Source organism: Bradyrhizobium sp. JYMT SZCCT0180 (assembly GCF_018130165.1).
GTDB lineage: Bacteria > Pseudomonadota > Alphaproteobacteria > Rhizobiales > Xanthobacteraceae > Bradyrhizobium.
Genome location: NZ_JAFCLZ010000026.1, coordinates 61,202 through 83,465, shown reverse-complemented (window position 1 = coordinate 83,465; position 22,264 = coordinate 61,202). Strand labels below are relative to the sequence as shown.

Annotated in this window: 24 protein-coding genes; 17 read left to right on the top strand and 7 right to left on the bottom strand. The window is 62.8% G+C overall.

The window, feature by feature from the left end:
* Positions 1-91: 91 nt before the first annotated feature.
* Both infA and JQ641_RS31375 read right to left on the bottom strand, forming a co-directional pair.
* Positions 92-376, bottom strand: a complete 285-nt coding sequence (infA, locus tag JQ641_RS31380) for a translation initiation factor IF-1 (protein ID WP_211999774.1) — start codon at positions 374-376, stop codon at positions 92-94.
* A gap of 23 nt (positions 377-399) precedes the next feature.
* A complete protein-coding gene (locus JQ641_RS31375) occupies positions 400-1,860 on the bottom strand; it encodes a DEAD/DEAH box helicase (RefSeq protein WP_211999772.1) in 1,461 nt (486 codons plus the stop codon).
* 556 nt (positions 1,861-2,416) lie between these two features.
* Between JQ641_RS31375 and urtA the strand changes: the two genes are divergently transcribed.
* The 15 genes from urtA to JQ641_RS31300 all read left to right on the top strand — a co-directional run bounded on the left by urtA (position 2,417) and on the right by JQ641_RS31300 (position 16,520).
* Positions 2,417-3,736 carry an urea ABC transporter substrate-binding protein gene (urtA, locus tag JQ641_RS31370; protein ID WP_192737161.1) on the top strand — a complete coding sequence of 440 codons (1,320 nt, stop codon included), beginning with the start codon at positions 2,417-2,419 and terminating at the stop codon, positions 3,734-3,736.
* A 143-nt stretch (positions 3,737-3,879) separates the two neighbouring features.
* A complete protein-coding gene (gene urtB, locus JQ641_RS31365) occupies positions 3,880-5,493 on the top strand; it encodes an urea ABC transporter permease subunit UrtB (protein WP_211999770.1) in 1,614 nt (537 codons plus the stop codon).
* Positions 5,490-6,653 (top strand): urea ABC transporter permease subunit UrtC, encoded by a 1,164-nt coding sequence (gene urtC, locus JQ641_RS31360; RefSeq protein ID WP_211999767.1) that lies wholly within the window; start codon positions 5,490-5,492, stop codon positions 6,651-6,653. The genes urtB and urtC overlap by 4 nt, the downstream gene beginning before the upstream one ends.
* Positions 6,654-6,657: 4 nt before the next feature.
* The gene (gene urtD / locus JQ641_RS31355) at positions 6,658-7,419 is read left to right on the top strand and encodes an urea ABC transporter ATP-binding protein UrtD (RefSeq protein ID WP_211999765.1); all 762 of its coding nucleotides are present in this window, start codon (positions 6,658-6,660) and stop codon (positions 7,417-7,419) included.
* 3 nt (positions 7,420-7,422) lie between these two features.
* Entirely contained in the window at positions 7,423-8,118 is a 696-nt protein-coding gene (gene urtE, locus JQ641_RS31350) for an urea ABC transporter ATP-binding subunit UrtE (protein ID WP_192737165.1), read from the top strand.
* A gap of 43 nt (positions 8,119-8,161) precedes the next feature.
* Entirely contained in the window at positions 8,162-8,998 is an 837-nt protein-coding gene (locus JQ641_RS31345) for an urease accessory protein UreD (RefSeq protein WP_211999763.1), read from the top strand.
* A 37-nt stretch (positions 8,999-9,035) separates the two neighbouring features.
* The gene (locus JQ641_RS31340) at positions 9,036-9,338 is read left to right on the top strand and encodes an urease subunit gamma (RefSeq protein WP_192737167.1); all 303 of its coding nucleotides are present in this window, start codon (positions 9,036-9,038) and stop codon (positions 9,336-9,338) included.
* Positions 9,339-9,467: 129 nt separating this feature from the next.
* Positions 9,468-9,773, top strand: coding sequence for an urease subunit beta (locus tag JQ641_RS31335; protein ID WP_192737168.1), 306 nt, complete (start codon positions 9,468-9,470; stop codon positions 9,771-9,773).
* Positions 9,774-9,930: 157 nt separating this feature from the next.
* Positions 9,931-11,643 (top strand): urease subunit alpha, encoded by a 1,713-nt coding sequence (ureC, locus tag JQ641_RS31330; RefSeq protein ID WP_211999761.1) that lies wholly within the window; start codon positions 9,931-9,933, stop codon positions 11,641-11,643.
* 50 nt (positions 11,644-11,693) lie between these two features.
* Positions 11,694-11,993 carry a putative quinol monooxygenase gene (locus JQ641_RS31325; protein ID WP_192737171.1) on the top strand — a complete coding sequence of 100 codons (300 nt, stop codon included), beginning with the start codon at positions 11,694-11,696 and terminating at the stop codon, positions 11,991-11,993.
* A 25-nt stretch (positions 11,994-12,018) separates the two neighbouring features.
* The gene (locus tag JQ641_RS31320; protein ID WP_211999759.1) at positions 12,019-12,318 is read left to right on the top strand and encodes a putative quinol monooxygenase; all 300 of its coding nucleotides are present in this window, start codon (positions 12,019-12,021) and stop codon (positions 12,316-12,318) included.
* Positions 12,319-12,517: 199 nt separating this feature from the next.
* Positions 12,518-13,117, top strand: coding sequence for an urease accessory protein UreE (locus JQ641_RS31315; RefSeq protein ID WP_211999756.1), 600 nt, complete (start codon positions 12,518-12,520; stop codon positions 13,115-13,117).
* Complete coding sequence (locus JQ641_RS31310) at positions 13,098-13,826, top strand: urease accessory protein UreF (protein ID WP_211999754.1); 729 nt, start codon at positions 13,098-13,100, stop codon at positions 13,824-13,826. Before JQ641_RS31315 ends, JQ641_RS31310 begins: the two co-directional genes overlap by 20 nt.
* Before the next feature lie 29 nt (positions 13,827-13,855).
* Positions 13,856-14,494 carry an urease accessory protein UreG gene (ureG, locus tag JQ641_RS31305; RefSeq protein WP_211999752.1) on the top strand — a complete coding sequence of 213 codons (639 nt, stop codon included), beginning with the start codon at positions 13,856-13,858 and terminating at the stop codon, positions 14,492-14,494.
* Positions 14,495-14,858: 364 nt separating this feature from the next.
* On the top strand, positions 14,859-16,520 hold the full coding sequence (locus JQ641_RS31300; protein WP_211999751.1) for a CHASE domain-containing protein: 1,662 nt from the start codon (positions 14,859-14,861) through the stop codon (positions 16,518-16,520).
* Positions 16,521-16,842: 322 nt separating this feature from the next.
* On the opposite strand, the gene JQ641_RS31295 is transcribed toward JQ641_RS31300, so the two are convergent.
* The gene (locus tag JQ641_RS31295) at positions 16,843-17,388 is read right to left on the bottom strand and encodes a sigma-70 family RNA polymerase sigma factor (RefSeq protein WP_211999750.1); all 546 of its coding nucleotides are present in this window, start codon (positions 17,386-17,388) and stop codon (positions 16,843-16,845) included.
* Complete coding sequence (locus JQ641_RS31290; protein WP_211999868.1) at positions 17,388-17,591, bottom strand: NepR family anti-sigma factor; 204 nt, start codon at positions 17,589-17,591, stop codon at positions 17,388-17,390. The genes JQ641_RS31295 and JQ641_RS31290 overlap by 1 nt, the downstream gene beginning before the upstream one ends.
* Before the next feature lie 283 nt (positions 17,592-17,874).
* On the opposite strand from JQ641_RS31290, the gene JQ641_RS31285 reads away from it, so the two are divergent.
* Complete coding sequence (locus tag JQ641_RS31285) at positions 17,875-18,681, top strand: response regulator (protein WP_211999749.1); 807 nt, start codon at positions 17,875-17,877, stop codon at positions 18,679-18,681.
* Positions 18,682-18,888: 207 nt separating this feature from the next.
* Here the strand turns inward: JQ641_RS31285 and JQ641_RS31280 are convergent, their stop codons facing one another.
* The 3 genes from JQ641_RS31280 to JQ641_RS31270 form a co-directional block, all read right to left on the bottom strand.
* On the bottom strand, positions 18,889-19,404 hold the full coding sequence (locus tag JQ641_RS31280) for a hypothetical protein (RefSeq protein ID WP_211999748.1): 516 nt from the start codon (positions 19,402-19,404) through the stop codon (positions 18,889-18,891).
* Between the two features lie 125 nt (positions 19,405-19,529).
* The gene (locus JQ641_RS31275; protein ID WP_211999747.1) at positions 19,530-19,991 is read right to left on the bottom strand and encodes an energy transducer TonB family protein; all 462 of its coding nucleotides are present in this window, start codon (positions 19,989-19,991) and stop codon (positions 19,530-19,532) included.
* 80 nt (positions 19,992-20,071) lie between these two features.
* Complete coding sequence (locus tag JQ641_RS31270) at positions 20,072-21,118, bottom strand: threonine aldolase family protein (RefSeq protein WP_211999746.1); 1,047 nt, start codon at positions 21,116-21,118, stop codon at positions 20,072-20,074.
* A gap of 190 nt (positions 21,119-21,308) precedes the next feature.
* Between JQ641_RS31270 and JQ641_RS31265 the strand changes: the two genes are divergently transcribed.
* The gene (locus JQ641_RS31265; protein ID WP_211999745.1) at positions 21,309-22,262 is read left to right on the top strand and encodes a hypothetical protein; all 954 of its coding nucleotides are present in this window, start codon (positions 21,309-21,311) and stop codon (positions 22,260-22,262) included.
* The last annotated feature ends 2 nt before the right edge of the window (positions 22,263-22,264 follow it).

Here is a 22,264-nt window from a genome sequence, read left to right as displayed (position 1 = left end):
ACGTGCACGATTTTTTGATCAGGGCAAGCCCGGACCATCGCGCACCGACATCATCTGTCGGGCACGATGGCAATCGGTCGCTGGAAGCCCGTTACCGGCGGCGGAACTGGCCGCCACGCGGCGGTGCACCACGCGGCGGACCGCTCGAGGGACGCTCATCCTTGTGCCGGAAAATCAGCCGGCCCTTCTCCAGATCATAGGGCGACATTTCGATCGTGACCCGATCGCCTGCCAGCGTCTTGATCCGGTTCTTCTTCATTTTACCGGCGGTGTAGGCAACAATTTCGTGTCCTGCGTCGAGCTGCACGCGGTAGCGCGCGTCGGGGAGGATTTCGGTCACCAGTCCTTCGAACTGGATCAGCTCTTCTTTAGCCATATTTGTCTCCAGATCGATCGAGGCTAGCGCTGCGGCCGATGGGTACGGTTGGGTTGGGTATTCGGGCGGCTCTCGCGATGCAAGAAGGCGACGCCTTGAATGCTTTCGCTGTTGCCACCCTGCGCCGGACGCGGCGACTCATGCCGGGTCGGCTGCGACGCGGCATTATTACCACCACCGCGGCGGGGACGGCGAGGGCCTTTTGAGCCCGGCGATTGCTCGTGGGAACGGCCGCCATGGCCATGGCCGTGGGCGGAATGGCCGCGCGGAGCGGAGCGTCCGCCCCGGTTCTGGGACGGCTTCTGGGACGGCGCAGGCGCGGTATCGCGCGTGCCCGGTGTGCGACGATCTTCGCGGGGCAACGCCACCCGGATCAGCCGCTCGATGTCGCGCAGATAACCCATTTCCTCGGCGCCTGCGATCAGCGAGATCGCAACGCCTTCGGCGCCGGCACGCGCGGTGCGGCCGATCCGGTGGACATAGGTTTCCGGCACGTTCGGCAGATCGAAATTCACCACATGGCTGATGCCGTCGACGTCGATGCCGCGGGCGGCAATGTCGGTGGCGACCAGGGTGCGGATCTCGCCGGTGCGGAACGCCGCCAGCACGCGCTCGCGGTGGTTCTGCGACTTGTTGCCGTGGATGGCGTTGGCGTTGATGCCGGACTTGGCAAGCGCCTTCACCACCTTGTCCGCGCCATGCTTGGTACGGGTGAAGATCAGCGCGCGGTCGACCGGTTCCTGCTTCAGGAGCTGGGCCAGCACGCCCTGCTTGGCCGCGAAATCGACCTGGATGATGCGCTGGGTGATGCGATCCACGGTGGAGGCCACCGGCGTCACCGCCACGCGGGCGGGGTCGCGCAGCATCGCTTCGGCGAGCTCGGCGATGTCCTTGGGCATGGTGGCCGAGAAGAACAGCGTCTGCCGCTTGATCGGCAGTTTGCCGACGATTTTGCGGATGTCGTTGATGAAGCCCATGTCGAGCATGCGGTCGGCTTCGTCGAGCACCAGGAACTCGACCTGGTTGAGCTTCAGGCCGTTGCTCTGCACGAGATCGAGCAGGCGGCCGGGGGTGGCCACCATGACTTCGACGCCCTGCATCACGGAGCGGACCTGACGGCCCATCGGCACGCCGCCGATCGCCAGTGCCGAGGAGAGGCGGATGTGGCGGCCATAGGCGTTGAAGCTGTCGAGGATCTGACCCGACAATTCGCGGGTCGGCGAGAGCACCAGCACGCGGCAGCTCTTGGGCTGCACCCGGACGCGGTTCTCCAGAATGCGGTGCAGGATCGGCAGCGCGAAGGCTGCGGTCTTGCCGGTGCCGGTCTGGGCGATGCCGACGACGTCGCGGCCGGTCATGGCGAGGGGGACGGTCTGGGCTTGGATGGGCGTCGGGGTGAGGTAATTTTCTTCCTTGAGGGCACGCGAAATGGGATCGGCAAGGCCGAAATCCTGAAAGGAGGTCAAAAGAGGGGTTCTTTCCATTAAAAAGGCAGGCGCCCGGCCGATACAGCCAGGAGCGCGCGAGGGGGTGTCTGAGACACCCGCGTGTTTGGGGCGTCGGTTTTGCTAGGCTGAAGGGGCAAGCCAGAAACCGTTGAACGGGATCAGAACACGCGGCTCGCAAGGACCTGATGATTCTCTAGGTCACGGGGCTCATATGGAACATGAACGCGGCGCTTTCAAGGTAAATCGCCGGATATGCTTGGCGCGGTTAAGAAACAGCCGGAAATTCGCTCGTTCCACTGGCCATGCGCGCCTCTCGTTGGCCACTGCATCGCCAAATTTTCGTGCCGTAAAATTAGACAAATGGCCTATTTTGCCTAAAATATAGACTGTTTGCCGCAAAAGAATACATTTCTCAGGTCCAAAAAATAGGCAGGTTTCTCGGCGATTTCCCCACAAGCGGAAGATTCCGCTGCAGTTCTATAGGCTTACCCTGTGCTCAGACCGTGGCATGGTTCTTGCGATTCCGTTAACGCAGGCGGCCGTTGGGGCCGTTTCGCAGCGTTTCACGCCTGCGTCAGGGAGATGACATTTCATGCTTACACAACTTACCCACGATATAGCGACGCTGAGCCGCCGCCGTTGGCTGGCGGCGACCGCTGGTCTGGTTTTGGGCCTCGCTGCGTTCACCAATGCCAAAGCGGCCGACGACACCATTAAGGTCGGCGTCCTGCATTCACTTTCCGGCACCATGGCCATCAGCGAAACCACGCTGAAGGATACCGTCCTCTTCCTGATCGACGAGCAGAACAAGAAGGGCGGCATACTCGGCAAGAAGCTCGAGGCCGTCGTGGTCGACCCGGCGTCGAACTGGCCGCTGTTTGCGGAGAAGGCCCGCGAGCTGATCACCAAGAACAAGGTCTCCGTCGTGTTCGGCTGCTGGACCTCGGTGTCGCGTAAATCCGTGCTCCCGGTGTTCAAGGAGCTGAACTCGATCCTGTTCTACCCCGTGCAGTACGAGGGTGAGGAGAGCGAGCGCAACGTGTTCTACACCGGTGCGGCGCCGAACCAGCAGGCGATCCCCGCGGTCGACTACCTGATGAAGGACGAGAAGGTGAAGCGCTGGGTGCTGGCCGGCACCGACTACGTCTATCCGCGCACCACCAACAAGATCCTCGAAGCCTACTTGAAGTCGAAGGGCGTCAAGCAGGAAGACATCATGATCAACTACACGCCGTTCGGTCACAGTGACTGGCAGACGATCGTCGCCGACATCAAGAAGTTCGGCTCGGCCGGCAAGAAGACCGCTGTTGTCTCCACCATCAACGGCGACGCCAACGTTCCCTTCTACAAGGAACTCGGCAACCAGGGTATCAAGGCGACCGACATTCCGGTTGTCGCGTTCTCGGTCGGTGAAGAAGAACTCGCCGGCATCGACACCAAGCCGCTGCTCGGCCATCTGGCCGCCTGGAACTATTTCCAGTCGATCAAGGATCCGGCCAACGAGAAGTTCATCAAGGCCTGGCAGGCCTACACCAAGAATCCGAAGCGCGTGACCAACGATCCGATGGAAGCGCACGTCATCGGTTTCGAAATGTGGGTCAAGGCGGTCGAGAAGGTGAAGTCGACCGACGCCGACAAGGTGATCGACGCGCTGCCCGGCATCGAAGCCAAGAACCTGACCGGCGGCACCTCGAAGATGCTTCCGAACCATCACATCACCAAGCCGGTGTTCATTGGCGAAATCAAAGCCAACGGCCAGTTCGACGTGGTGTGGAAGACCCCGGGCCTGGTGGCCGGCGATGCATGGTCGAAGGAGCTCGACGGCTCCAAGGACCTGATCGGCGACTGGGTTGGCAAGAAGTGCGGCAACTACAACACCAAGACCAACAAGTGCGGTGGTCAGGGCTCATAATCCCGGACTAATCCGAAGGATTATGTCCCGATTTGATCCGACAGGATCATGGTCTGACTGCAACAAGAAACTTCCAAGAGAAAAAGAAGACCCGGAAGGCGGCGATGTCGCCGCCTTCCACTTACTCCTGCCGGGGTCGTAACGTGCCTGCCAATTTCCTTGACCGTCTTCGCGCTATTGTTCTGTCATTTTTCCTGATCGCAGCGTTCGCTGTGCCGGCGCTGGCGGGTCCGTTCGAGGACGCGGTCGCCAAATTCGCCAATGACGAATTCTCCGACACCGACGAGGCGATTGGCCTGATCGCATCGTCAGGCAACGCGCTGGCCTTTCCGATCATCAGCGCGCTCCAGGATGGCCGGCTGTCGGCCGATCCGGAATCCAAGAGAGTTTTCGTCACGGGGGCCGACGGCAAGATCGTCGATGCCGCGACCGGGGCTGCGGTGGCCAGCCTGCCTGCCGGCGCGTCCGCCGTTCGCCTCAACAACCGCCTGCGCCGCGCGGTGGAGGCTGCCCTTGGCAGCCTGACCCTGCTGTCCCCCGATCCCGCCAAGCGGATCGCGGCGGCGCAACAGGTGTTCAAGAGCCATGACGAGGCTGCGCTTCCGGTGATCGACGGCGCGCTGGCGAAAGAGACCAACAAGGCTGCGAAATCGGCTTTCGCCGAGGCCCGCGCCGCCATCCTGCTCTACAAGTCGGATGCGTCAGACGCCGAGAAGCTGGAGTCCATCGCCATCATCAAGGCGCGCGGCGATCAGGAAGCCCTCGCGCTGTTGACGGGCCTTGGCAGCGACGCGCCGCCGCTGGTGGCGCAGGCTGCTAGCAGCGCCATCGCCGCGATCCAGAGCAATCTTGCGCTGTGGTCGATGGTGCAGAACGCCTGGTACGGCCTGTCGCTGGGCTCGGTGCTGCTGCTCGCGGCGATCGGGCTTGCGATCACCTTCGGCGTGATGGGCGTCATCAACATGGCCCACGGCGAAATGGTGATGATCGGCGCCTACACCACCTTCGTGGTGCAGGAGGTCATCCGCACCAGCTATCCCGGATTGTTCGACTATTCGCTGCTGATGGCGGTCCCGCTGGCCTTCCTTGTTGCCGGCGCGCTCGGCGTGGTGATCGAGCGCAGCATCATCCGCTTCCTCTACGGCCGCCCGCTGGAAACCCTGCTCGCGACCTGGGGCCTCTCGCTGGTGCTGCAGCAGGCGGTGCGCACCGCGTTCGGCCCCACCAACCGCGAGGTCGGCAATCCCTCCTGGATGAGCGGCGCGTTCGAACTCGGCCAGATCACCATCACCTATAACCGGCTCTGGATCCTCTGCTTCACGCTGGCGGTGTTCGCGATCCTGCTCGCGATGCTGCGCTACACGGCGCTCGGGCTCGAGATGCGCGCGGTGACGCAGAACCGCCGGATGGCGGCCTCGATGGGCATCGCTACCTCGCGCGTCGACGCGCTTACCTTCGGCCTCGGCTCCGGCATCGCCGGGATCGCCGGCGTGGCGCTGTCGCAGATCGACAATGTCAGCCCCAACCTCGGCCAGAGCTACATCATCGACAGCTTCATGGTGGTGGTGTTCGGTGGCGTCGGTAATCTCTGGGGCACGCTGGTCGGCGCCTTCACGCTCGGCATCGCCAACAAGTTTTTGGAGCCGGTGGCGGGCGCCGTGCTTGGCAAGATCGCGATCCTGGTGCTGATCATCCTGTTCATCCAGAAGCGGCCGCGCGGCCTGTTCGCGCTCAAGGGACGGGCGATCGAAGCATGACGCCGCATGTCCTCACCCGCTCGCTGGATCGCAGCGCGACCGTCTTCCTGCTGATCGTCGCCGGTCTCGGCGTGCTGATCCCGCTGTCCAACCTGCTGCTGCCGTCAGGTTCGATGTTCCAGGTGCCGACCTATCTGGTCGCGCTGTTCGGCAAATATGTCTGCTACGCCATCCTGGCGCTCTCGATCGACCTGATCTGGGGCTATTGCGGCATTCTCTCGCTCGGCCATGGCGCGTTCTTCGCGCTCGGCGGTTACGCGATGGGCATGTACCTGATGCGACAGATCGGCAGCCGCGGCGTCTACGGCAATCCGGTCCTGCCCGACTTCATGGTGTTCCTGAACTATCCGGAGCTGCCCTGGTACTGGTACGGTTTTGATATGTTCTGGTTCGCGGCGCTGATGGTCTTGGTGGTGCCGGGCCTGCTCGCCTTCTGCTTCGGCTGGCTGGCGTTCCGCTCACGCGTCACCGGCGTTTATCTTTCGATCATCACGCAGGCGATGACCTACGCGCTGCTGCTGGCGTTCTTCCGCAACGATTTCGGCTTCGGCGGCAATAACGGCCTGACCGACTTCAAGGACATTCTGGGCTTCAACGTTCAGGCCGACGGCACCCGCGCCGCTTTGTTCATCCTGAGCTGCCTGGCGCTGATCGTCGCGTTCCTGATCTGTCGCGCGGTGGTGACGTCGAAACTCGGCAAGGTGCTGATCGCGATCCGCGACGCCGAGTCTCGCACGCGCTTCCTCGGCTACCGCGTCGAATCCTACAAGCTGTTCGTGTTCACGCTGTCGGCTTGCATGGCCGGCGTCGCCGGTGCGCTCTACGTGCCGCAGGTCGGCATCATCAATCCCGGCGAGTTCGCGCCGGGCAATTCGATCGAGGCGGTGATCTGGGTGGCGGTCGGCGGCCGCGGCACGCTGATCGGGGCTGCGCTCGGCGCCATCGTGGTCAATTACGCGAAAACCGTGTTCACCTCGGGCCCGCTGGCGCCGTATTGGCTGTTCATGCTGGGCGCGCTGTTCATCCTGGTGACGCTGCTGCTGCCGAAGGGCATCATCGGCACCTTCAATGCCTGGTATGAGCCATGGAGCGCCAAGCGCCTCAACGCCGAAAGTGCCGCCCGCGAAGACGGCATCAGCGAACCGAAGCCGGCGGAGTGAGCGCATGAACGCGATGAACACCAGGACGACGTCCGCGCTGCTCTATCTCGACGGCGTGCACGTCTCGTTCGACGGCTTCCACGCCATCAACAATCTGTCGCTGACGCTGGAGCCGGGCGAGATGCGCGCCATCATCGGCCCGAACGGCGCCGGCAAGACCACGATGATGGACATCATCACCGGCAAGACCAAGCCGGACGAGGGGGTGGTGCTGTTCGACGGTGTCACGGACCTGACGCGCCTCGATGAAACCCGCATCGCCGAACTCGGCATCGGCCGTAAATTCCAGAAGCCGACGGTGTTCGAGAGCCAGACCATCGAGGACAATCTGCTGCTGGCGCTCAATGTCGATCACAGCGTCAAGGGCACGCTGTTCTGGCGCGGCAGCAAGCCCGACGCCGAGCGCATCGAGCGCGTGCTGGAAACCATCCGGCTGAAGGATTCGCGGACCAAGCTCGCCGGGAGCCTGTCGCACGGCCAGAAACAATGGCTCGAGATCGGTATGCTGCTGGCGCAGGATCCGAAACTGCTGCTGGTCGACGAGCCCGTTGCCGGCATGACCGACGTCGAGACCCATCAGACCGCCGAGCTGCTCAAGGAAATCAACAAGGACAAGACCATCATGGTGGTCGAGCACGACATGACCTTCGTGCGCGAACTCGGGGTCAAGGTGACCTGCCTCCACGAAGGCACCGTGCTGGCCGAAGGATCGATCGACCAGGTTTCAACCAATGACCGCGTGGTCGAAGTCTATCTGGGGCGGTGATCCATGCTGAACGTTGATAACATCAGCCTCTATTACGGCGCTGCGCAGGCGCTGCGCGGCGTTTCGATCAAGGCCGAGCCAGGCAAGGTGACCTGTGTGCTCGGCCGCAACGGCGTCGGCAAAACCTCGCTGCTTCGCGCCATGGTCGGCCAATACCCGATTGCCTCGGGTTCGATCACGCTCAACGGTGACGATATCACCGGCCTCAAGCCGTATGAGCGAGCGCGAAAAGGCATTGGCTTCGTGCCGCAGGGCCGCGAGATTTTTCCGCTGCTGACGGTGGAGGAAAATCTCAAGACCGGCTTTGGCCCGCTGAAGCGTGACGACCGCAACATTCCCGACGACGTGTTCTCGCTGTTTCCGGTACTGAATTCGATGCTCGGCCGGCGCGGCGGCGACCTCTCCGGCGGTCAGCAGCAGCAGCTCGCGATCGGCCGGGCGCTGGTGATGCGGCCGAAACTGCTGCTGCTCGACGAGCCGACCGAGGGCATCCAGCCCTCGATCATCAAGGATATCGGCCGCGCCATCTCCTATCTGCGTAGCCTCGGCACCATGGCGATCGTGCTGGTCGAACAATATCTCGACTTTGCCTGCGAGCTCGGCGACAATTTCGCAGTCATGGACCGGGGCGCGGTGAAATATGCGTGCGACCGGAGTGCGATGGATCCCGCCGAGATCAGCCGCCAGATGGCGCTGTAACTTTAGAACGGATTGAGCCGCGGCGGCCGGTTTTGGGGAACGGATGCGGACCGAAACGACGGGCGCAGCTTCATCGACTTTCGCTGACAACCGGGCCCGGGGCGCGGTGAAGTTCGACGTGCGGCTGCAGGATGGTGTCACCCGCCGCGGCGTCTTGCATGAATCCGACTCGCTCCGCGTCAGGTTTCCCTCACCCGAGGACGACGGCCTGTCCGGCGTGTTCGTCAACACGGCTGGTGGCATCGCCGGCGGCGACCGTTTCGACATCGACATTGTGGCCGGTGAGGGCGCGCGGCTGACGCTGACGACGGCGGCCGCCGAAAAGGTCTATCGCGCGCCGGGGCCGGCAGCCGCGCTCAACATTGTGCTGAAGGCCGAGGCGGGCGCGCACCTTTCCTGGCTGCCGCAGGAGACCATCCTGTTCGACCGCGCGCGGATCTTGCGGCGCATCGACATCGACCTGGCCGATGACGCCTCGCTTCTGCTGTGCGAAATCGTGGTGTTCGGCCGCGCCGCGATGGGTGAAAAGATGCTGCATGGCGAGTTCGTCGACCGCTGGCGGCTGCGCCGTGGTGGTCGGCTGGTGTTTGCCGAAACCATCCGGCTCGACGGCGATATCGGCGCAAAGCTCGCGCAACCCGCCATCGCCAAAGGCGGCGTCGCGATCGGCACCGCGCTGATCGTGCCCGGCGACGAAGCTGTGGTGGAGCGGATCCGCGAAGCTGCCGACAGCTTTGGTGGTGAGGTCGGAATCTCCGCATGGAATGGATTTGCAATGGCGCGCTTCTGTGCCCAAGATGCGGCGCGGCTCCGCGCCGACATGATGACCGTGCTCGGCCGCGCCTCCGGCGTGCCGCTGCCAAGACTCTGGCTCAATTAACGTCTCTGGCTCAACTATACATCACTCGAGTGCCCGCATGAATCTCTCCCCCCGCGAAAAAGACAAGCTCCTGATCTCGATGGCCGCGATGGTGGCGCGCCGCAGGCTGGAGCGCGGCGTCAAGCTCAACCACCCCGAAGCGATCGCGATCATTTCCGATTTCATCGTCGAAGGCGCGCGCGACGGCCGCACGGTGGCTGACCTGATGCAAGCCGGCGCGCAGGTGATCACGCGGGCGCAGTGCATGGATGGGATTCCCGAGATGATCCACGACATCCAGGTCGAGGCGACCTTTCCGGACGGCACAAAGCTCGTCACCGTGCATGAGCCGATCAGGTGAAGAGCATTGTCCATATCCGTCATGCCCGGCCTTGTGCCGGGCATCCACGTCTTTCGAACCGCAAATTAAGACGTGGATGGCCGGGACAAGCCCGACCATGACGCAGCAAAGTGTTGTGAGGTGAAAAAGATGATCCCCGGTGAACGCTTCATCCAGGACGGCGAGATCGAACTCAATGCCGGCCGCAAGACCGTGACGCTGACGGTCGCCAATACCGGCGACCGGCCGATCCAGGTCGGCTCGCACTACCATTTCTTCGAGACCAATCCGGCGTTGAAATTCGACCGAAAGAAAGCCCGCGGCATGCGCCTCGACATCGCCGCCGGCACCGCAGTCCGCTTCGAGCCCGGTCAGACCCGCGACGTGCAACTCGTCGCGCTGGCGGGCAAGCGTGTGATCTACGGTTTCCGCGGCGAGGTTCAGGGCAAGCTGTGATCGCTATTCGCCACCCCCACCGCCGTCATCCTGAGGTGCGCGCTCACTTGAGCGCGCCTCGAAGGATGGGCTACGCGCGCAAACCCAATCATCCTTCGAGGCTCGCCCAAGAGGGCTCGCACCTCAGGATGACGACCTGCTTTCTGGAGCTAAGTTCATGTCCGTAAAAATCAAACGTTCCGTCTATGCCGACATGTTCGGGCCCACCACCGGCGATCGGCTGCGGTTGGCCGATACCGATCTCATCATCGAGGTCGAAAAGGATTTTACGATCTACGGCGAGGAAGTGAAATTCGGCGGCGGCAAGGTGATCCGCGACGGCATGGGGCAGTCGCAGGTCACCAACCGGCAGGGCGCTGTCGATACCGTCATCACCAACGCGCTGATCGTCGATCACTGGGGCATCGTCAAAGCCGACGTCGCGATCAAGGAAGGCATGATCTCGGCGATCGGCAAGGCCGGCAATCCCGATATCCAGCCGGGCGTGACCATCGTGGTCGGGCCCGGCACCGACATCATCGCGGGCGAAGGCAAGATCCTCACCGCCGGCGGTTTCGACAGCCACATTCATTTCATCTGCCCGCAGCAGATCGAACACGCGCTGATGAGCGGCGTCACCTCGATGCTGGGCGGCGGCACGGGTCCGTCGCACGGCACCTTTGCCACCACCTGTACGCCCGGCCCGTGGCACATGGGGCGGATGATCCAGTCGTTCGACGCGTTCCCGGTCAATCTCGGCATATCGGGCAAGGGCAACGCGGCGCGCCCGGCGGCGCTGGTAGAGATGATCAAGGGCGGCGCCTGCGCGCTCAAGCTGCACGAGGATTGGGGCACCACGCCGGCCGCGATCGACAACTGCCTGTCGGTGGCCGATGATTACGACGTCCAGGTGATGCTGCATTCCGACACGCTGAACGAATCCGGCTTTGTCGAAGACACGGTGAAGGCCTTCAAGGGCCGCACCATCCACGCCTTCCACACCGAAGGCGCCGGCGGCGGCCACGCGCCGGATATCATAAAAATTGCCGGCCTGAAGAACGTGCTGCCGTCCTCGACCAATCCGACGCGGCCGTTCACGCGCAACACCATCGACGAGCATTTGGACATGCTGATGGTGTGCCACCATCTCGACCCGTCGATCGCGGAAGATCTCGCGTTCGCCGAAAGCCGCATCCGGAAAGAAACCATCGCGGCGGAAGACATTCTGCACGATCTCGGCGCACTCTCGATGATGTCGTCGGACTCGCAGGCCATGGGCCGGCTCGGCGAGGTCATCATCCGCACCTGGCAGACCGCCGACAAGATGAAGAAGCAGCGCGGCTCGCTGCCCGAGGACAAGGGCAACAACGACAATTTCCGCGTCAAGCGCTACATCGCCAAATACACCATCAACCCCGCGATCGCCCACGGCGTGTCGAAGCTGATCGGCTCGGTGGAGAAGGGCAAGCTTGCGGACCTCGTGCTGTGGTCGCCGGCGTTCTTTGGCGTCAAGCCGGATTGCATCATCAAGGGCGGCTCGATCGTGGCAGCTCCAATGGGCGATCCAAACGCGTCGATTCCGACGCCGCAGCCCGTGCATTACCAGCCGATGTTCGCGGCCTACGGCAAGGCGCTGACCGCCTCATCCGTGGTGTTCACGTCCAAGGCAGCAATTACAGGCGGGCTCGCGCGCAAGCTCGGCATCGCCAAAAAGCTCTATCCGGTGAAAAATACCCGGGACGGCATCTCCAAGAAGAGCATGATCCACAACGGCGCCACCCCCAAGATCGAGGTCGATGCCGAGACCTATGAGGTACGCGCAGACGGCGAGCTTCTGACCTGCGCGCCGGCCGAGGTGCTGCCCATGGCGCAGCGCTATTTCATGTACTAGGGTTTCTCCCAGGCAGTCTTAGCCAGAACAAAAATCCGGGAGGATTCTTCATGATTTACGTCGTTGCCACGCTCACCATCAAGCCTGAAACACGCGCCGATTTCATCGCGGCGGCCACCGCCTGCATCATGGAAACCCGGAAAGAGCCGGGCAACATCGCCTATGATCTGCATGAAAGCGTCACCGACCATTCCAAGATGGTGTTCGTGGAGCAGTGGGAGAACATGGAGGCGCTGGGGCCGCACCGGACCGCCGAGCACATGAAAACCTTCGGCCGCGTCGCGGTCAAATGCATGAGCGCGCCGCCGAAGATCGAATACATCACCCCCGAAAAAGTCGAAACCCGCTAATCAAGAAAAACGAGGGAGAGAATCCATGATCTACGTCATCGCCACCACGCCCATGAAGCCGGAAAACAAGGACGACTTCATCAAGGGGCACAAGGCCTGCACCGTTGAAACGCTCAAGGAGAAGGGCTGCCTCTCCTATGACGGCAATGTCAGCGTCAACAATCCCAATCTCTATGTGGTGGTGGAGCGCTGGGAAACCCGCGACGACCTCAATGCGCACGGCAAGGCGCCGCACATGAAGGTGTGGCGGGAGTATTCGTCGCAGATGAAGACGGCGCCGACTGTGATCGAGATCATCAGCGACGGCAAGGTGGAGAAGTTTTAGTGCGCATGCTGCATCGTCGCGCATTCGGTGGCTTCATCCTTCGAGACGGCGCGGAGCCTGTCATCGGGCCGTGCGTCGCACGGACCCGTTGGCGCCTCCTCAGGATGAGGTCTAAAACCCTCATGGTGAGGAGCGCGGCAATGCCGCGCGTCTCGAACCATGCGGCCCCCTTGCTCGATCTTGCGTCAGGTATTTTAGCATGATCCGCGCCACCAAAGTCCTCGGCCAGCATCGCTGGACGGAAGCCGCCGCCGATACCGTGGTGCTCGATTTCGACGATCGGCACCGGCGGCGGATGGCGATGACGGGCACGCGCGGGCTCGAATTCCTGCTCGACCTGGAAAACGCCATCGCGCTTCGCGGCGGCGATGCGCTGGTGCTGGAAGACGGCCGCCTGATCGAGGTGGTTGCCGCCCCCGAGCCGCTGATCGAAATCCGCGGCGCCGATCCGCTGCACCTGGTTCGCGTCGCCTGGCATCTCGGCAACCGCCATCTGCCGACCCAGATCATGCCGAAGGGCCTTCGCATCCGCAGGGATCACGTGATCGAGGCGATGGTGAAGGGCCTCGGCGCGCGCATCATCGAGATCGAGGCGCCGTTCGATCCCGAAGGCGGCGCCTATGCCGGCCACGCCCACGCACCGGAATCCGCGCACGGGCATACCGGCCACGACCATTCTTCGCATGACCATGCCTCGCACGGTCACGCGCACGATCACGACCACCACCATCATCATGACGAGCATTGCGACCACGATCATCACCCCCACGATCATTCCCATGCTCATGACCACAAGTGAGCCCGTCCCGGCTGACGGGATGACGGCAGACGAGGGCGCGGCGCTGTACCGGCTGATGACGTGGCTCTCGCCGGCCTTTCCGGTTGGCGCGTTTTCCTATTCCAGCGGCATCGAATGGGCGGTGGAGGCTGGCGACATCACCGATGCCGCCTCGTTGCGAGCGTGGCTGACAGCGATGCTGGCCGACGGCTCGGGCTTTTGCGACGGCGTGTTTCTGGCAAGGGCGTACCGGGCGGCGACTGCAAACGACACGGCCGCGTTGGGCGAGATCGCGGAGCTTGCCGCGGCCTTCGTGCCGTCGCGCGAGCGCCAGCTCGAAACCTCGACGCAGGGCCGCGCCTTCATCGACATCGCGCGCGCGGCCTGGACCTGCGACGGCCTCGACGATCTGGTTTCAGCTTGCGGCGGCGTCACCATCTATCCCGTCGCGGTCGGCCTCGTCAGCGCCGCGCATAAAATTCCGCTGGCGCCGGTGATGCATGCGTTCCTGCATGCGGTGGTCTCGAATTGGATTTCCGCAGGCGCGCGGCTGGTGCCACTGGGGCAGACCGACAGCCAGCGCATCCTGGCAGCACTGGAACCGGTGGTGGTCGCGACCGCGTCGCGTGCGCTGCAGGCCTCGCTCGACGATCTCGGCAGCGCGACGTTTCGCGCCGATCTTGCGAGCCTCCGGCATGAGACACAATACACCAGGTTGTTCAGGTCATGATAACGACGACAATTGAGGGGACGATTTAAATGGCAAGTTCTCACGGCCCCCTGCGTGTCGGCGTCGGCGGTCCCGTCGGCTCCGGCAAGACCGCGCTGATGGACCTGCTCTGCAAATCGATGCGCGAGCGTTACGACATCGCCGCGATCACCAACGACATCTACACCAAATGGGACGCCGAGTTCCTGGTGCGCTCGGGCTCGCTGACCGCGGACCGCATCGCCGGCGTCGAGACCGGCGGCTGCCCGCACACCGCGATCCGCGAGGACGCCTCGATGAATCTCGCCGCCGTTGCCGACATGCGCGCGAAATTCCCCAATCTCGATCTGGTGCTGATCGAGTCGGGCGGCGACAATCTCGCCGCCACCTTCTCGCCCGAACTCGCCGATCTCACGATCTACGTCATCGACGTCGCCGCCGGCGACAAGATCCCGTCCAAGGGCGGGCCGGGCATCACCCGCTCGGACCTGCTGGTCATCAACAAGATCGATCTGGCGCCGCATGTCGGCGCGTCCCTGGAAAAGATGGATACCGACGCCAAGAGGATGCGGGGCGAGCGCCCCTTCGTGATGACCAATCTGAAGAAGAGCGAGGGGCTCGAGCGCATCATCGGCTTCATCGAGACCAAAGGCGGCCTGCGCCCGGCGCCGAAGGCTAAGGTTGGCTAGAGGCAAGGTAGAGGAAGGTTAACGCCGCCGGATTTGGTTAACGGCCGCGGCCCACGGCCCTGCGTCGGGGCGCCTTCTTAAATCCGCCATCCCGGGGCGCGACGGTGACAGGATGTCGCTTCGCAAGATATTGCCGGGATGCCTGGAACCAAACGGGTCCGGCTTCATTAGCATCTTCTGGCCCCGCGAAATCAGCGTTAACGGCGGCCACTTGTTGCCCGCTGCCAACCCGTTAGTTGCGTGCTGATGATCGCTCATTCATATTCGACCGCGATCGGCCGTCGTCCGGTTTACATTTGTTGCCGCCCCGGCAGACCTCGAATGTTTTCTTCTCTTCGCCAACACATTATTCCCGAGTAAGCGAGTGGTCCGGCTGGGTTTCATTATCGGCTTCATCGCGCTGATCGGAGTTCTGCTCTCCGGTCTTGCGGCCTATCGCGTTCATGAACAGGAAGTGACTCTCGACGGCATCGCGCTGGCGCGCGCCATCGACGTCCACGCCAGCCTGGTGCAGGACCGGCTGACCGAACGCGAGCTGCTGGCGCGCGTCGCCTCCGGGCTTTTCCGCGCGCCGTCGGTGCTCAAGGCCAACATGCTGCAACCGCTGCGCGCGTCGATCTACGCCTTCAAGACCGATTTCGTGGTCGCCAACTGGATCGCGCGGCTCAAGCCGGACGAACTGGAAGCGGCGCGCGCGGTGCTGAAGAGCTCGGGGTTCACCGATCCGACGATTCGCGATTTCGACGACCAGCCGCTGGATATGAAGGCGATCGACAAGCCGATCAACGTGCTGATGGACCTCGAGCCGCGCAGCGCGGATACGCTGAGCTTTCCGGGCCGCGCTTACGACCGCCACTCGATCATCGGGCCGGTGCTGACGCAGGTGATGGAGGGCGGCAAGCCGGTCGCGTCGGACCCGATCCCGCTGTTGCGCAAGGATGGTCCGGTCGGAATCGTGCTCGCCGCGCCAGTTTATCAGGAAGGCTCCAGCGAGGCCGCAGGCTTCGTCACGTTTTCCTACGAACTGGCGACGCTGATGCTGACCAATGACGACCGGTCGCTGTTTTCGGTGGTGCTGAAGGACCCGACTGACGTCAATGACGAATTCGTCGCCAACGACCAGGGTGTCGTCACCTTGCAGCCGGTCAAGCCGGGAGGCCCGGCGCCGTCGATGGTTCGCACCGTGACCTTCGGCGGGCGCGACTGGTCGCTCGGCTATTACGCCAAGACCAACGTGGCCGTGCGGGCGCAGCAGACGGCGGCGATCGTGGCGGCGATCGGGCTGGCGCTGACCGGCATCGTCTGCGGCCTGTTCGGCTATGTCGCCTACAACAATCTGCGGCTCAGCCGCGAGATCCAGGTGCGGATCGGCTTCGAGCGGCGGCTGACGGCCGTGATCGACGAGCTCAACCACCGGGTCAAGAACATCCTCGCGGTGATCCAGTCGATCGTGACGCGAACGCTGCGCCACGGCTCCGACATCGACGTCTCGCGCGAGCTTTTGATCGGGCGCATCCATGCGATGTCGAACGTGGTCACGCTGCTGAGCGAGAGCCAGTGGCAGGGCGTCAAGCTGAAGGGGCTGTTCGAGGCGCGCGCGATTCCGCATGCTGACCGCATCGCGGTCAACGGTCCTGATATCGCGGTGAGCGCGCGCGCCGCGCAATCGCTGTCGCTGTTGTTCTTCGAACTGGCGTCGCATTCCGACGAGGGCCTGTCGCTGGTCGGCAAGCATCCGCATATCGTTGCGAACTGGGAAATATCGGGCGAGGAGCCGGATACGGTTTTCCATTTCCGCTGGGAAGAGTTCAACACGTCAGCGGCGACCCGGCGCGAGGACAGTGATTTCGGCCTGATCCTGCTCGACCGCGTGGCGCCGGAAGCGCTCGGCGGCACCGCCAAGCGCTTCTTCACCGACGTCAGCTACGTCTATGAGCTGATCGCGCCCATGGTCACCGTCGTCGACATGACCGAACGCGACCGCACCGAACAGCTCTCCGCCCCGGTGCGGCCGGTGAAGTCGTGACTTCGTAGGGTGGGCAAAGCGAAGCGTGCCCACCATTCAAGCGACGAATTCGATCGATGGTGGGCACGGCGCAAGCGCGCCTTTGCCCACCCTACGACGTGCGGAACCACCCGTGTCCCCCGCGCATCTATCCGTATCAATCAGATGATGGACGGAGACGCACCATGGGACGCTATCTGCTGTTGTGGCTGCTCGGCATACCCTTGCCGATTCTCGTGCTGATCTACGCCTTTGGCGGCCTGAACTAGAAACCCGGAACTTGCCGATAAACAAAAAAGGCGGCCCGGTCGGGCCGCCTTTTCGTCATGCGAACCGGTGCATGTCAGCTGTTGCCGCCGATCACCGCACGCACCGTGTTGTCGGGGCCGAAATCCTCGGCGCCGTCGACATAGAGCAGGGCGGAAAGCTTCGAGCGCGCGCGGTTGACGCGGCTCTTGATGGTGCCCACCGCGCAGCCGCAGATGGCGGCGGCGTCCTCGTAGGAGAAGCCGGAGGCGCCGACCAGGATCAACGCTTCGCGCTGGTCCTGCGGCAGCTTGTCAAGCGCAACGCGAAACTCCTCGAACTCCAGATGCGCGTTCTGCGCCGGCTGGGTCTTCAGGGTCTTGGCGTAATTGCCCTCGGCGTCCTCGACCTCGCGCCGCCGCTTGCGATAGTCGGAGCGGAACAGGTTGCGCAGGATCGTGAACAGCCAGGCCGGCAGGTTCGAACCGGGCTGGAAGGAGTCGATGTTGGCGATCGCGCGCAGCAAGGTTTCCTGCACCAGATCGTCCGCACGGTCGCCATTACCGCTGAGCGAAATGGCGAACGCGCGCAAGGACGGTACCGACGCCAGGATGTCGTCGCGGAGTGAATCGGTGAGAGGCATTAGCTACCTCCATTGTTTTTGTCAGGTTCGCCGCCGCCCTGGGCGGCGGTAGCCGCCTCCGGACCGTCGAGCTTCCGGATCAGCTCCGCAAAGCGGTCTGGCACCCCTTGCCGCACCACGTCATCATACATGGCGCGCAGCTGGTGGCCGATTCTGGACTGGATCTCTGCATTGAGACCGCCCTGCTTCTTTGCTTCTTTCATGATGTCATCCACGCTTCCCCGAGTGTTAAGTACCTTGTATTTCAAGACTTTTCCTCGAAATTAGGCCTTGGCCGCCCGCGCTCTTGGTCAAAGCCTAATGCGATGGGTCCCGAAAAGTTCCGAAATTAGGGAACTGTTTGAAGGAACTTTTTCGCCCCTCAGGCGTATTCGGGATGACAGGGGAACCGGGTCGCCCCGTTTCAGGATAGGTTACGCCGGACCAGGCGTTCAGGTTCGACCCAGATGTGGCCCGCACAGGGCCTCAGACAAGGATGGAGTGGGGATGTCCCGATCACAGCTCGTTGCTGAACATTTGCCGCTGCTGCGGCGCTACGCCCGCGCGCTGACCGGAAACCAGGCGTCAGGTGACGCTTATGTCGGGGCCATGCTGGAGGCCCTGCTGCAGGATGGCTCGCTGCTCGACGAAAAGCACGGTCCGCGCGCCGGACTGTTCCGGCTGTTCACGCAGATCTGGAATTCAGTCTCGGTCAACGAGAACCCTGATGTCGCGACGCTGGCCCTGCCGTCGGAGCGCCGGCTCTCGAACATCACACCTCTGCCGCGCCAGGCCTTCCTCCTGCTGTCGCTGGAAGGCTTTTCCGAGGAGGAAGTGGGTTACATTCTCGGCACCGACATCGCCGAGACCCGCAAGCTTGCGGACGCCGCCGGCCGCGAGATGGCGGCGGAAATCGCCACCGATGTTCTCATCATCGAGGACGAGACCTTCATCGCGATGGACCTCGAGAGCCTCGTGAAGAATCTCGGCCACAACGTCATCGGCGTCGCCCGCACCCATGCCGACGCGGTCGCGCTGGCCAAGAACAAGAAGCCCGGCCTGATCCTCGCCGACATCCAGCTCGCCGACGGCTCTTCCGGCCTCGATGCGGTCAACGAGCTCTTGAAGGTGTTCGAGGTCCCCGTGGTGTTCATCACCGCCTACCCCGAGCGCTTCCTCACCGGCGAACGCCCCGAGCCGGCGTTCCTGATCTCAAAACCGTTCCAGCCGGCGATGGTCTCGGCGGTGGCGAGCCAGGCGCTGTTCTTCCAGCGCAACTCCCGCAACCGCGCGCCAAGGGCCGCGACGGGCTAGGCTGGGATTGATGTGTTGAATCGAAACGGCGCGCTTAACGGCGCGCCGTTTTTTTACGCGCTCTTCCGTCGTCCCTGCGAACGCAGGGACCCATACTCCGCGGCCCGCATTATTGCGAAAGGAAGACAACGCTCAGCGAGCAAACAATTGCCACCGGTGGTCATGAATCCCTGCGTTCGCGGGCTCGACGAGACAACCGTTCAGCAACTATCGTCGCAGTGCGGCGACGATGGTGCGATCGACAAAATCTCCGATTGCATCCACAATGCTAACGTCAGAAACAGTGTCTTGCTGCACGATGATGGCTGGCTGAGTTTCGCGATCTTGAAATACGCCATCTGCCGACACCCCGCCGGCTATGATCAAATTCCAGTCGCGCCCATCTATCTTGATCTTTAGTTTTTTGACCGTAAGAATCATTCTTAGCTGACGATCATATCCTGGTTGGTCAGGCTTAATGCAGTTTGGTTCTGCTCGAACAGTCCTGACCGGTCGAAATGCTCTAAGCTTGGCTTGAAGTGAACTGCCGACGCGATCAGCGAAATCGTCACGCGTTCTAAAGCTCCGATCCTCGGTCAACTCGTAAACCCTGATGCATATGGGGCCCTGCCCGCCCAACTGCAGGTGCGCATTCGCCGACGTAATGCCGATCGCATTCACCAACAGGACCGAAACGAGAAGCGACCAAATTCCCATTCGCAGGAGCTTTCGCACGCCGACCATCAGCCTTTTCCTTCGTCAATTACAGTCCGGTTAAGAAGGAACTCTTCGCGCTCTCGACGCCTCATCGATACGCCCCACTCACCTCCCTGATATCGCCAGCGCATCGATCGCGCCGGGTCGTCAATTCAACAGCCCCGGCACAGGCTCCGTAGCCTGGCGTTGATCGCCGAGTTTTCCTCGCGGATGGCGCCGTCCTGCTTGCGGATTTCGGCTTCCCTAGCAGGGTCGATGGTTGTCGGTGGGCGTTGAGTAGAAAAAATTACCGGCAAGACAAAAGTCAGGTCGTCTGCTTCGGGCGGTGCTGCCGGAAAAGGTCGCGCCCGGTCGATCATCGCCAGAGCTTCGGCATCCAGGATCGGCGAACCGGTACTTTCCTTGAGCCAACTCGAAACCAGTTCGCCCGAGCGGTTCAGGACGAAGCCGACTACCGCCGAACCGGCCTGCTTCCGCGCCTCAGGCGGATATCGTCGGTTCGCCATCAAACGATCGCGGATTTGTTTCGTCCATTGAGCGGCAGGATCGGCCTCAGCGTAAACAGGCACTGCAGCGCAAATCAAAAAGATCAGGCAGCCGAGTCGTATCCACATCGATAATTTAACCGTTTTCGCATTTCGCCGCGTGCACCCTTCAGTTGATCGCAAGGCGAACTAACCGCGTCAAACGAAATCTACCGATGCGCCTCACTCACCTCCCTGATATCCCGCGCCAGCGTATCGACCCTTGCCGGATCGGCGTCCCAGGCGAACATGAAGCGCGCGCCGCCGCCGATGAAGGTATAAAACTGCCAGCCGCGCTGGCGCAGCGCTTCCAGGTGGTCGGCGGAGGCGCGCAGGAACACCGCGTTTGCCTCCACCGGAAACATCAGCTTGAAATCCGGCAAATCGGCCACCGCGGCAGCGAGCCGCGCGGCGCCGGCGTTGGCATGCTGTGCATTGCGCAGCCACGTGCCGTCCTGCAGCATGCCGACCCAGGGGGCCGCGAGGAAGCGCATCTTCGAGGCAAGCTGCCCCGCCTGCTTGCAGCGATAGTCAAAATCTTCGGCGAGACGCGGATCGAAAAACAATATCGCTTCGCCGACCGCCATGCCGTTCTTGGTGCCGCCGAAACACAGCAAATCGACGCCTGCCTTCCAGGTCATCTCCGCCGGCGAACAATTCAGCGACGCGCAGGCGTTGGCAAAGCGCGCGCCGTCCATGTGCAGCCGCAGGCCGATTTCCTGGCAGGTCGCCGCCAGCGCGCGGATTTCACCCAGCGAATACACCTGGCCGGTCTCGGTCGGCTGCGTGATCGTGACCACGCGCGGTTTTGGGAAATGGATGTCGGATCGGCCGGTGGCGAGGCCTCGCACCAGTTCCGGCGTCAGCTTGCCGTCCTCGCTCGCCGCGATCAGAAGTTTTGAGCCGTTGGAAAAGAATTCCGGCGCGCCGCATTCGTCGGTCTCCACATGGGCCGAGGAAGAGCAGATCACGCTGTGATAGGACTGGCACAGGGACGCCAGCGCCAGCGAATTGGCCGCGGTGCCGTTGAAGGCAAAAAACACTTCGGCGTCCGGCTTCTCGAACAATTCCCGGAACGCGTCCGAGGCGCGTTGGGTCCAGGGATCGTCGCCATAGGCGGTCGCGTGCCCCTGATTGGCCTCCGCCATCGCCGCCCACGCCTCCGGGCAAATGCCGGCATAATTGTCGCTCGCAAACTGCTGGGGGTTGGGGGTCATGGCGGGTCGCTTTCCTGATGTCATGGGCGCCATCGCTAGCATGAGGCCGCAACAGGCGCGAGGTTTGCTCCCCCCGAAAATCGCCAGAGAAAACAACGACTCGCAGGCGATGAACGCTTTGCATGGCTGGCGCCACTAAGCTCAGGACGGGCACTTGAGCCCAGCCCTCTCAACACCGGAAATCCATCCAATGGAGCGTCGAACGAAAGTTGTTTTGCTGGTCAGCGGCCTGCTGGTTGCGGCGGCCGCTTCCACGGTAGGCGTGCTGACGGTGGCGCTCGCGAAAGTGCTGGATCCCTATGATTATTGCGCGACCGGCTATTCACCGTTGGTCGTCCCGTGCGCCCTTCATTGGTCATCGCGGACCACCACTCAGGGGACTCCGGCAATCCCGTCGAACACGCCGCCCAAATTCCAGGGGAGCTATACCGACAAGACGGCATGGGCCATTGCTGACTGTCCGCAGAATGCCATCGGCAGGCGGCTGCTCTGCAGCGTCAGCTCGGACGCCAAGCCCGCAGAGGCCGCGAGCGACGATCTAGCCTCCGGCTTGCCGCGGCCCAAGCCCTGGGTTGTCACGACGGGCAAGAGTTCACGGTTCATTGACGCGGTTCACGTCGAAACGCCGCTCGATCTCGCAGGCACACTCCGCTTCTATCGCGAGGCACTCGCCAAGCGCGGCTGGACGGAAAATGAAGGCGCGGTCATCGAGCGAGACAAGGCCACGATCACGTTCGCCACCAAGGATGGACCGGCGCAGCTTCGGCTCACCCGCCAGGGCGACAGGACGATCGCCGATTTGTCGCAGCGCAAGCCTGCGGACGCGGATGGCGACATCCTGCCGATGCCAGGGCAAATGCGGCTGCGGCTTGGCAACGGCGCGAAGGAAGCGGCCGTCATCACCGTCAACCAGCAGATCATCAATTTGGCCGCTGGCGCCGGAGAAAGTTTGACTGACGATGCCCATAGCGGACGCAAATCGCCCAATGGTCAGGAAGTCAATCTGCCGCCCGGCAAATACAAGGTCAGCCTCAAGCTCGCGAGCGGCACGGCGCACAACCGGGAGTTCGAGTTCGCTCCCGGCGAGACTTGGGGCCTCGTGGTCGGCAAGGACGGCACCCCGCTCCCTGTGCAGCTTTATTGACG

What these genes read in the sequence shown, in the direction of transcription:
- infA (WP_211999774.1), bottom strand. Translation starts at nt 376, where the DNA reads ATGGCTAAAGAAGAGCTGATCCAGTTCGAAGGACTGGTGACCGAAATC.
- JQ641_RS31375 (WP_211999772.1), bottom strand. Translation starts at nt 1,860, where the DNA reads ATGGAAAGAACCCCTCTTTTGACCTCCTTTCAGGATTTCGGCCTTGCC.
- urtA (WP_192737161.1), top strand. Translation starts at nt 2,417, where the DNA reads ATGCTTACACAACTTACCCACGATATAGCGACGCTGAGCCGCCGCCGT.
- urtC (WP_211999767.1), top strand. Translation starts at nt 5,490, where the DNA reads ATGACGCCGCATGTCCTCACCCGCTCGCTGGATCGCAGCGCGACCGTC.
- urtD (WP_211999765.1), top strand. Translation starts at nt 6,658, where the DNA reads ATGAACGCGATGAACACCAGGACGACGTCCGCGCTGCTCTATCTCGAC.
- urtE (WP_192737165.1), top strand. Translation starts at nt 7,423, where the DNA reads ATGCTGAACGTTGATAACATCAGCCTCTATTACGGCGCTGCGCAGGCG.
- JQ641_RS31345 (WP_211999763.1), top strand. Translation starts at nt 8,162, where the DNA reads ATGCGGACCGAAACGACGGGCGCAGCTTCATCGACTTTCGCTGACAAC.
- JQ641_RS31340 (WP_192737167.1), top strand. Translation starts at nt 9,036, where the DNA reads ATGAATCTCTCCCCCCGCGAAAAAGACAAGCTCCTGATCTCGATGGCC.
- JQ641_RS31335 (WP_192737168.1), top strand. Translation starts at nt 9,468, where the DNA reads ATGATCCCCGGTGAACGCTTCATCCAGGACGGCGAGATCGAACTCAAT.
- ureC (WP_211999761.1), top strand. Translation starts at nt 9,931, where the DNA reads ATGTCCGTAAAAATCAAACGTTCCGTCTATGCCGACATGTTCGGGCCC.
- JQ641_RS31325 (WP_192737171.1), top strand. Translation starts at nt 11,694, where the DNA reads ATGATTTACGTCGTTGCCACGCTCACCATCAAGCCTGAAACACGCGCC.
- JQ641_RS31320 (WP_211999759.1), top strand. Translation starts at nt 12,019, where the DNA reads ATGATCTACGTCATCGCCACCACGCCCATGAAGCCGGAAAACAAGGAC.
- JQ641_RS31315 (WP_211999756.1), top strand. Translation starts at nt 12,518, where the DNA reads ATGATCCGCGCCACCAAAGTCCTCGGCCAGCATCGCTGGACGGAAGCC.
- JQ641_RS31310 (WP_211999754.1), top strand. Translation starts at nt 13,098, where the DNA reads ATGCTCATGACCACAAGTGAGCCCGTCCCGGCTGACGGGATGACGGCA.
- ureG (WP_211999752.1), top strand. Translation starts at nt 13,856, where the DNA reads ATGGCAAGTTCTCACGGCCCCCTGCGTGTCGGCGTCGGCGGTCCCGTC.
- JQ641_RS31295 (WP_211999750.1), bottom strand. Translation starts at nt 17,388, where the DNA reads ATGCCTCTCACCGATTCACTCCGCGACGACATCCTGGCGTCGGTACCG.
- JQ641_RS31290 (WP_211999868.1), bottom strand. Translation starts at nt 17,591, where the DNA reads ATGAAAGAAGCAAAGAAGCAGGGCGGTCTCAATGCAGAGATCCAGTCC.
- JQ641_RS31285 (WP_211999749.1), top strand. Translation starts at nt 17,875, where the DNA reads ATGTCCCGATCACAGCTCGTTGCTGAACATTTGCCGCTGCTGCGGCGC.
- JQ641_RS31280 (WP_211999748.1), bottom strand. Translation starts at nt 19,404, where the DNA reads ATGGTCGGCGTGCGAAAGCTCCTGCGAATGGGAATTTGGTCGCTTCTC.
- JQ641_RS31275 (WP_211999747.1), bottom strand. Translation starts at nt 19,991, where the DNA reads ATGTGGATACGACTCGGCTGCCTGATCTTTTTGATTTGCGCTGCAGTG.
- JQ641_RS31270 (WP_211999746.1), bottom strand. Translation starts at nt 21,118, where the DNA reads ATGACCCCCAACCCCCAGCAGTTTGCGAGCGACAATTATGCCGGCATT.
- JQ641_RS31265 (WP_211999745.1), top strand. Translation starts at nt 21,309, where the DNA reads ATGGAGCGTCGAACGAAAGTTGTTTTGCTGGTCAGCGGCCTGCTGGTT.